Annotated in this window: 11 protein-coding genes; 1 reads left to right on the forward strand and 10 read right to left on the reverse strand. The window is 51.4% G+C overall.

Annotation, left to right across the window (positions count from 1 at the left end; translation table 11 throughout):
* Positions 1-116 precede the first annotated feature (116 nt).
* The 6 genes from DS743_RS08650 to DS743_RS08675 all read right to left on the reverse strand — a co-directional run bounded on the left by DS743_RS08650 (position 117) and on the right by DS743_RS08675 (position 4614).
* Positions 117-974, reverse strand: a complete 858-nt coding sequence (locus DS743_RS08650; RefSeq protein WP_016396011.1) for an aldo/keto reductase — start codon at positions 972-974, stop codon at positions 117-119.
* Between the two features lie 118 nt (positions 975-1092).
* Positions 1093-2001 carry an L-lactate dehydrogenase gene (locus DS743_RS08655; RefSeq protein WP_035184120.1) on the reverse strand — a complete coding sequence of 303 codons (909 nt, stop codon included), beginning with the start codon at positions 1999-2001 and terminating at the stop codon, positions 1093-1095.
* A 187-nt stretch (positions 2002-2188) separates the two neighbouring features.
* Entirely contained in the window at positions 2189-2728 is a 540-nt protein-coding gene (locus DS743_RS08660; RefSeq protein WP_002879652.1) for a cyclophilin-like fold protein, read from the reverse strand.
* A gap of 79 nt (positions 2729-2807) precedes the next feature.
* Positions 2808-3635 carry an exodeoxyribonuclease III gene (locus tag DS743_RS08665; protein ID WP_025895623.1) on the reverse strand — a complete coding sequence of 276 codons (828 nt, stop codon included), beginning with the start codon at positions 3633-3635 and terminating at the stop codon, positions 2808-2810.
* Between the two features lie 57 nt (positions 3636-3692).
* Complete coding sequence (locus tag DS743_RS08670; protein WP_035184121.1) at positions 3693-3851, reverse strand: hypothetical protein; 159 nt, start codon at positions 3849-3851, stop codon at positions 3693-3695.
* Positions 3852-3900: 49 nt separating this feature from the next.
* Complete coding sequence (locus DS743_RS08675) at positions 3901-4614, reverse strand: YjjG family noncanonical pyrimidine nucleotidase (protein ID WP_002879656.1); 714 nt, start codon at positions 4612-4614, stop codon at positions 3901-3903.
* A gap of 397 nt (positions 4615-5011) precedes the next feature.
* On the opposite strand from DS743_RS08675, the gene DS743_RS08680 reads away from it, so the two are divergent.
* Entirely contained in the window at positions 5012-5563 is a 552-nt protein-coding gene (locus DS743_RS08680) for a biotin transporter BioY (RefSeq protein WP_035184123.1), read from the forward strand.
* Positions 5564-5654: 91 nt separating this feature from the next.
* Here DS743_RS08680 and DS743_RS08685 read toward each other — a convergent pair whose 3' ends face one another.
* The 4 genes from DS743_RS08685 to DS743_RS08700 all read right to left on the reverse strand — a co-directional run.
* A complete protein-coding gene (locus tag DS743_RS08685) occupies positions 5655-6476 on the reverse strand; it encodes a hypothetical protein (RefSeq protein ID WP_025895621.1) in 822 nt (273 codons plus the stop codon).
* A gap of 75 nt (positions 6477-6551) precedes the next feature.
* Positions 6552-7205, reverse strand: coding sequence for a histidine phosphatase family protein (locus DS743_RS08690; RefSeq protein WP_035184125.1), 654 nt, complete (start codon positions 7203-7205; stop codon positions 6552-6554).
* Positions 7202-7786: an SGNH/GDSL hydrolase family protein gene (locus DS743_RS08695; RefSeq protein ID WP_035184128.1), complete on the reverse strand. Its 585-nt coding sequence runs from the start codon at positions 7784-7786 to the stop codon at positions 7202-7204. Before DS743_RS08695 ends, DS743_RS08690 begins: the two co-directional genes overlap by 4 nt.
* A 381-nt stretch (positions 7787-8167) precedes the next feature.
* Positions 8168-8965: RNA-guided endonuclease TnpB family protein (locus DS743_RS08700; RefSeq protein WP_258945823.1), on the reverse strand; the 798-nt coding region annotated here is incomplete at its 5' end.

The raw sequence follows: 8965 nt of genomic DNA on the forward strand, positions 1-8965 counted from the left end.
CAATTTTTGTTCGGCTTTTCCGGATATATACAAAAAGACTATATAACCACCAATTCGTTTTTCGGCATATTATATAGTCTTTCTTATAATTTTTTTACTTCTTTTTGCTTTTGTCTTTAAAATTCGGCTTGGTCCGGATCCAGGACTGGCTGGCCGATCCCTTGCAGGCCATCCAGCTTGGCCATGTCATCTGCAGTAAGCGCAAAGTCAAAGACCTCAGCGTTGGCCTTGATGTAGTCCGGGTGAACTGACTTCGGTAGTGGTAAAAAGTTATGCTGCAGGGACCAGCGGATCAAAACCTGGGCGCTGGACTTGCCGTACTTGGCCCCAACTGCCTTGATGGTCTCATTGCCCAAAAGACCGCCCGTGCCCAAAGGACTGTAAGCCTCGCTCAAAAGGCCGTATTCCTTGTTAGCGGCCGTTACTTCCGCTTGCAAGTCATTTGGGTTGAGGCAGATCTGGTTGACCACAGGCTTGATTTTTGCCGTTTTTAAGAGGGCTTCCAGGTGGTGGCGGCGGAAGTTGGAGACCCCGATTGCCCGGATCTTGCCAGCTTGAACGGCTTCTTCCATGGCCCGCCAGGCTTCCGCGTTGCCTTCTGCCCAGTGGTCCCGGATGGCAACTGGATTTGGCCAGTGAATCAAGTACAGGTCCAGGTAGTCCGTGTCCAGCTTGAGCAGGCTGTCGTCAATAGCCGCCTTGGCCCCTTCATAGCTGTGGGACCCGTTCCAAAGCTTGCTGGTCACGAACAAGTCGCTCCGCTTGACACCGCTGCGCTTGATGGCCCGGCCCACGCTGGCTTCATTGCCATAAGCTGCGGCCGTGTCGATGTGCCGGTAGCCGGCATTCAAGGCTGTCTCAACTGCTTCTTGGGCTACGTCACCGTCTGGCGTCTGCCAGGTCCCGAAACCGATTACCGGGATCTTGACCCCATTGGCTAATTCGTAAGTATCTTCCAAACCGTGCAAAGTCATTTTTTGCCTCCTGTCATTTTCCTTACTTTTTGTAATTAGGCTCATTATAACAAAAATCCTCCCGCCCGGGAGGATTTTCTTACGCTAAAATTCTTTTAACTTGTCAGAATCGTTTTAATTATTCCAAGCTGGCCAGGCTGTCCTTCAGCTTCTTAGCGGAAGCTTCCAGCTTGTCTTGTTCGTCAGCTGGCAAGTCCAGAACTGGCACTTCTTCTACCCCATGCTTGCCAACGATTGACGGGTAGCCGATGTAGGTCCCCAGAGATTCAACGTAGCAGCTGGTCGGGCCGTAGAACTTGGCGTCAGAGAAGACGGCTCTGGCCAAACGGACCGCGCAGGTAGCGACAGCGTAGCAGGTGTAGCCCTTGCCCTTGCCAACCATGAAGGCATTGTCCTTGCTCAAGCGGTCCATTTCTTCTTTCTCTGCTTCATTGAAGAGGTCCTTGGCTGGCCGGTTGTTGACCCAAACAGTTGACCAGGCCGTAAACTGGCTGGACCCGTGCTCGCCCAGGTTGAAGCCGGACACGTTTCTCGGGTCCTGGCCCAGCTTTTCCCCGACAACCCGCTGCATTCTGGAAGTGTCCAGGAAGGTCCCGGTCCCAAAGACCTGGCTCTTTGGCAGGCCTGTCACCTTTTGCAAGATGGAGGTTACCACGTCACAAGGGTTGGAGATGTTGATGATGACGCCCTTGAAGCCGCTGTCCTTGATCTTCTGGCCAACTTCAACCGCGTTCTTGGTGTTGATCGGGAATTCCGCGAACCGGTCTCCTGTCGTGATTGAGGCCGCCACGTCACCAAACGCGGTGATGATCAAGTCAGCGTCCGCCAGCTCTTTCCAGTCGCCCCACTTGACGTTGACGTAGAAGTCGTTTCTGCCCAGGGTGTCGCGCAAGTCGCCCCATTCAGCCCGGCACTTAGTCTCATTCTTGTCCAGCAAGACCAATTCGTCCGCTACCCCGTGGGTAAAAAGAATAAAGGCCGCCGTGGCCCCAACGTGTCCCATGCCGATCACTGCTACTTTTCTCATTAAAGATTCCTCCTTATTTTTTAATATATAATCAATCGTTTTCTCATAATAAACAATAAAACAATTTTGTCCAAAGTGCAAGCCTTACTTAATTAAAAAAGTTTCAAGCCGGTTAAAAATTCAGAAAACAAGGCAAAAGTAACAAGAAAGAAAAAAGGACTGCCGCTTAAAGCGAAAGTCCTTCTGCTTAATCTTTAAAACTGAATTCCAGCGGATCCTGGTCGGCACTCAAACTAGCCGGGCTCGGTTCGTTCCGCTTCAAATTACCTAAAGGATAGAACCCCCGGCTGTAGTTCTTGTCACTGGCAAAAATCAAGACCTTGTCGCTGTCCGGGTCATAGCCGATTTCACCAACCGTGGCATGAGTCAATTCCTGCCCCTTAGGGGTTGGCAGCTTAACCGTCTGCTTGCTGATCAGCACGCTGTCCTTCTTGCTGGCCGTAAAATCCAGGTCAACCTTCTTGCTCTCCCACTGCTTGAGCAGGCTGACAGAAGTCGGCGTCTTGGGCAGGATGCCAGTAATCTTGCTCTTCTTGCCGGACAATTCCACCTTCATGTTCTTGAAGTGGTGGTTGTCGGTTGACTTGACTGCCTTCCGGTACTCTGAAGTATCGAAGGCGTCTGAACTGCTTTCTGCTTTCTGGCCACCGCTCGAGACGGCCATAATCACCGTGCCGGCAAAAATGACCAGGATCAAGCCGATGACCCCTTTTTCCAATCTCTTCATATACACATACGCCTCATACACTAAAAATTAACTAAAACTTCTCTGTTTCTTCAACCTCTAACTTCTAATTGTAACCGAATCACAGCTTAATTTCCAATAAAATTGGACAATGATCCGCTCTTTCTCCAGTCTCGATCATTTCCGACTTCTCCACCTGGTCAGCCAGGCGGTTGGAAACCAGCCAGTAGTCGATTCTCCAGCCGGAATTATTGGCCTTGGCCGTCCGCACCCGCTGGGCCCACCAGGAGTAGACGCCCTCCACCTGGCCGTGGATCTGGCGGAAGGTATCCGTGAAGCCCGCCGCCAAAAGCTGGCCAAAGCCTGCTCTTTCTTCATCCGTAAAGCCGGCGGAATGGTGGTTGTTTTCCGGGTGCTTCAAGTCGATTTCCTGGTAGGCGGCGTTGAAGTCCCCGCTGGCCAGGACTGGCTTCTTCTTGTCCAATTCTTCCAGGTAGGCCCGGTAGCACTTGTCCCATTCCTGCCGGTCACCCAAGCGGACCAGACCGTTGCCGGCATTTGGCGTGTAGACCTGGGTCACGTAAAAGTCCGGGAATTCCAGAGTCAAAATCCGCCCTTCAAAGTCCATCGGCTCCGGGGCCCCGATTTCCGGCCGGGTCACTACCGGATCCAGGCCCTTCTTATACAAAAACATCGTGCCCGCGTAACCCTTCCGGGCTGGCTCCATGCTGGACCGCCAAACGAAATCGTATTCCGGAAAAAGATCAGCCAGAGCCGCCTGATGCTTTTTGCTTGGCCCGCTGGCCGGCAGCTTGGTTTCCTGCAGGGCCAGGACATCTGGGTCCAGGTCATGCAAGTTTTTCAAGACCCCCCGGGTCATTTCCGCCCGCGGGGAAGTCCCCGTCAAGGCCGCGTTCAATGAGTCAATGTTCCAAGAAATCAGTCGCATTTTATCTTCACTTTCTGTTTTTCTTTACTCTCTGTCGTTTTTACTCTTTGCTTTTTTCTAGATCGCCAAAATTTCCAGGGGATAGTCGACCGTGTAGTCAGCCTTTTCCTTCTTCAGGCTAGCCGGGTCAAAGGCGCCCCAAGTGCAGGCACAGGTCGCGTAGATGCGGCGCGATTCGCAGATCGTGCCGTCGAAATCAAAAAAGTAATTTTCCATTTTTCCCCAAATCCTTCTTAAAGTCTGTTTGCTTTAAGTATAACGGAAACTAACGCAGAGCGGTCGGGGCGAAGTCTTTTTTCAAGATCCGCTGGAACTGGGCATAGTTGTCCACCTCAAAGAGGGGGTGGACTGGCAGGGTCTTCTGCCTGTGGCGGTGGTTGAACCAGATGCTGGCAAAGCCGTAGTTTTCCGCTCCCATGATGTCAGAGGACAGGCCGTCGCCGAAGAAGACAGTTTGGTTGGGGCTGTAGCCGCTTCTGGCGAAAAAGTAGTCAAAAATTTCCGCGTTTGGCTTCTGCACCCCGGCTTCCTGGCTGGTCACGACCAGGTCAAAGTAGTGTCTTATCCCGGCTAATTCCAGCCGGTGCTCCTGGCCAAATTGCTCCCCGTTGCTCAAAACCGCCAGGCTGTAGCCCAGTCTTTTGGCATAGCGGAGGGTGTCCTTGACCCCGGGCAGGAGCTTGTGGCCGGTGTGGAAGTAGCTGTGGAATTCGTCAGCCGTCTCCATCCCGTCGACTTCGACCCCGCAGTATTTTTTGATAATATCCGGGAACATGATCTCGTAGAGCTGGTTCAAGGTCAGCTCACCCTTTTCCAGCCGCCGCCAGAGCCCCTGGTTGTAGGCGTGGAATTCTTTTTCAAATTCGTCACTGATCTCCCAGCCATGGGATTTGAAGAGCTGAACCAGGGAGTCGTGGACCGTTGCTTCAGTGTCGAGCAAGGTGTCGTCAACGTCCAGGATAATTTGCTGATAGCGCATGTGGCCTCCTTATTTTCCGTTACATTGCTTGTCTCTATTAGGCGTATTAAGTTTCCATTATAGACAAAAAACTAAAGCAGTGCAAAAAATTACTTTCAGTTTATCTTACCCCCATTTTCTCCTTTTCCACATCTTGGGCCTTACTCCGGCAAGCAACTACGATATATTGTGGATAACTCCTGTGGAAGCTGTGCATATCTAGTAGCATCCCCGGCGCTTAGCCACTATACCTGCTTTTCCCCATATTTTTGCATCTTTTTACCTAACCTTTATCTTTGCTACTTTTCCCTCCAGCAATCGCTATACATGTACTTGATAAAATATCTTATTGACAAAAAGCCCCAGTAAAACTATATTAATCAAGTAAGCAATAGTTTTACTGGATTGGAGGAGAAAAATGTCCAGAAAAAACACTTTTCAGCTCTGTCTTTTGGCCTTATCCACGGCCTTGATCATTGTCGGCAGCCAGTTGGCGGTCCCCTTGCCGGGCGGAGTCCCTTTTACCCTGCAGACCCTGGTAATCCCCCTAATCGCGGCTGCCTTTGGCTGGCAGCTGGGAACCGGCGCCGTCGCCCTCTACCTACTCTTAGGGGCCGCCGGTCTCCCCGTCTTCAGCGGCGCCAGTGGCGGCATCGCCGTCCTTTTCGGGCCTAACGGAGGCTTTCTCTGGGCTTTCTTGCCCCTGGCCCTGATCACGGGCCTGGCTAAAGGAAACAGATTTTATTTGACCCTGGCGGCCGGGATTGCCCTCTTCTTGCAACTGCTCCTGGGCGCTGCTTGGCTAGCCTGGATCAGCCACTTGCCATTCGCGGCCGCGGCTAACGCTGCCATCTGGCCTTTTTTGCCCACAACCTTAGCCAAGCTGGCCCTGGTCGTTGCCTTGGCCCCACGCTTGCGGGGGATTTTTGCCGTTTACGCCGGCAAGATCAGCCGCGGCTACCAAAAATAAGCTGGAAGAAAGCATGTACAGATAAAAGAAAAGGCGAAGCCCTTCTTAGAGTTTCGCCTTTTACTTTGTTCAATTTTGCCTTGTTTTGGCCTTACTGCTGGTAAATCGTAAGCAATTGCTGGGCCAGGTCGGGCTGCTTGAGCTCGATCTGGGGCACCAGTTCCATGGCGTCGATCTTCCCGCTGTGGATCCGGGAGATGTTTTCCGGAGTCAAGCCTTCCGTCTCGATGATTTCCAAAGTGGTCGGCAGCTTGTGGTACTTGTACATTTTTCCCCGCAAAGCCTCCTGCCGGGTTCCGTCCAGCATCCGTCTGAGCAAGTCCCGCAGTTCATCTTCCTGCTCGTCCGTTACAGTGAAGCCGATCAGGCGCAGGGAACGGGGCACGGCGTTGATGGTCTCTTCCACCGTCTTGCCGTAGCTGACCGAGTGCAGCTGGGTCAGCGCCTCAAAGAAGGCTTCTTCCAGCCGGTCGTCGCTGAGGCCTGGATTGCTGTCTTTCAGATACTGGCGGTACTCTTCCGTCGCCGTGGTCCGTTCATAATACCATTCGTTTTCCCGGCGCAAAAATTCATCCTTCTCCGGCACATAATAGAGGCGGTTGTGCTGGAGCTTTTTGATCCGCTTGAAATCTTGTGGCAGGTCCATCAAGACCCAGTCGCCGTAAAGGTAGAATTCCTCATCCTCATCTTCGCCCCGCTCTTCCACCAGCAGTTCCCTTTCACCGGCCACATTGTAGTCCTGGTCGCTTTGGTCCAACATGGTGAATTCCCAGAAGTCGTCCTCGTCAATGTTGAGCAATGGGTTCTGGTGGCTGAAAATATGGTACGCGTGTCTCAGCGGAATAATGCCGTACATGTTGATCATGGCGTAAAGATAGCGCCGGATCAACAACTTGTTTTCTTTACTAATCATCTGTCTCACCTACCATTTTCGATAGATCTTTCCCTACTTCTCCCTACAAGCTATTATAGACCAGCAGGGCAAAAATCAGTACATCGGCCGGCCAAATTCTTCCAGGCTGACCTGGCCGTTATCATCGACATTCAAGACCGTCATCTCGTTGTGCTTAGGCAAGTCGGTTCTGAGGTGCTTGCCACCGTAGATGCAGGCCAGGCAATGGATGACGCAGGCATGGCCAACCAAAAGGATCCGCTCTGACTCATCATGGTTGACCAGGTAGTCGATCCCCCGCTTTAGGCGGCTTTCAAACTCGCTCCCGCTTTCAGCATCCCCCTCCGGGTCAGCCGCGTGGAATAAGTCCCCGATTTCCTGCCAAGTGTAGCCGTCCTTGACCGCGTCGACCAGGCGGGGGTACTTGGTGGACTTGAAGGCCGCCGCTACTCCTTCCGTATCATGAAAGGCCTCGTAGTAGCCAAAAAATAGCTCCCGCAAGTCAGCGGTCTGGGTCATCTCGGTTGACTCCCAGTTGTCATTTTCCGAAACGATGATCTTCCGGGTGTCAGCGGCCCGCTTCAAGTCGCTGGAGGCCACCAAGTCAAAATGCTGGTCCTTCAAGGCCTTCCCCATCCGGTGGGCACCCTCGATCCCTTCTTCAGTCAAAGGGGCGTCAGACCAGCCCTGCAGGCGCTGGTACTTGTTCAAATAGGTCCGGCCATGGCGAACCATGTAGATCTTCTTCATTGTTCAACCTCTTCCTTGGGCAGCTGCTTCATCATTTCCGCTGCCAGCAATTGATAACCGCGCGGGCCAAAATGAAGGCCGTCGTCAAGTTCTCCCCGGCACAGGGCTTTCAGGTTTCCCTCCTTCAGCATGGCCGTGAAAAAGTCGGCATAGGCAACCTGGTATTCAGCCGCGACTTCCTCCATTACTTTAGCATACTTTGCCAGTTTTGCGTTGGTCCGCCCCCGCTGCTTAACTTCATCCACCGCCGGCCCGGAGACCAGGACGGTTTTGGCCCCCGGATAAAAGCAGACCAGGGCGGAGACAATAGCCTGGAGGTTCTTCCGGTACTGGTCTAGTGGCACTTGCTTATGGCTGGCCGCGTCATTGACCCCGACCATTAAGAAAAGCTGGTCAGCCCGGGGCCGCTTTAAGGCCAGGTCTCCTAACAGGGCTAAAAGGGCGCCGGAATTGATGCCAGACACCGCCGTATTGTCGATTTCCAGGTCAGGCTTTTTCTCTTTCAGGGTCCAGTTGATTCTAGGCTGATCCAGCCCTTCCTTGCGGGCAAAGATGCTGTCACCAAGTAATAAAATTCGCATTTGTACCGAATCATAAAACTTACTAAATCTTGATAATCACATCAATATTGGTAAGTTTTTCTGATATTTCTTTCTAGTTAAATCTATGAGTAGATTCAACTTGGCAAAAGAAATCAGATTTTTAACCTTTTGAAGTTAAGGTCAGTGAGTACGGTTGGCTGTCAAATAACGCCAGATGGCGTCATCCAATAGCTTTTTATCTGCCCCACTGAAAACTTTTAGCATGGCAGTCGGAAAGGCATCTCGCCCGCAAAAAGCAGGCAAGCATATCGTGATGCCTTCTCGAAGCAGTCAAGCCGCGATTTTAATACCCCGAACTGAGTTCGTTAAAGCTGACTGCTCTTACATGCTAGAGCCTTCAACTTTGTAGTATTGCTTGCCTTATGCTTCTTTTATCCGACTGGCAAGAATCTCCTTAACTCGCTTGTAAGGCGTGTAAAGCGTGATTTCTTCGTCAGTTAATCTACTCAATATGTTTTTGGCTGCGGCGATGTTCGCATTCATCTTGCCGCATTTCTTGCATTTGGTCAGTTCATGATGACTGCCGTATCTTTCCTCAAAATGCTGCCCGCAGATCGGACAGTACTGAGAAGTATATGCTGGGTTGACATCATGAGTTTCAATCGAATTCTTGCTTGAAAGATATACAATGCGCTCATCCAGTTGGCCCTTAGTCCATGAATTCAAGCGTTTGCGCATCTTTCTTGCGAATCTGCTGTTATCTGATTTGACGCCTTTTTCTTTTACGAACGTCAAGTCTTCCTTGGCAATGACCACCGGATGCTCTTTCTCAATCATCCTGTTTATCGCACAGCTGATAAAGCTTCGGATGGTTTCTTGAGCTGAGCGATAACTCTTGTCATACGACTTTCTGCCGATATTGTTTTGCTCCAGATTCTTGAGCTTGCCAAGCAGTTTTCTTTTCTTCCTCAAAGCAGTCTTAGACAAAGGTTGGTTTGCCTTTTCCAGCAGCTCAAGCTGCTGATTGAGCTGCCAGCGCAGGTTCATATAAGGCTGCCGATTTGCGTTTCGCTTGCCGTACTTGTCAACGATGGTATTGGTAAGCTTGCTGAAGTTTTTACCATATTCATTGCCACTGCTGCTGGAAAGCAGGGTGGCAAGCCCCTTGTCAATGCCGATTGCCTTCTTTGAATCATTGCTGTAACGCTTGCTAGAGAT

It is taken from the genome of Lactobacillus leichmannii (genome assembly GCF_024701915.1).
Lineage (GTDB): Bacteria > Bacillota > Bacilli > Lactobacillales > Lactobacillaceae > Lactobacillus > Lactobacillus delbrueckii.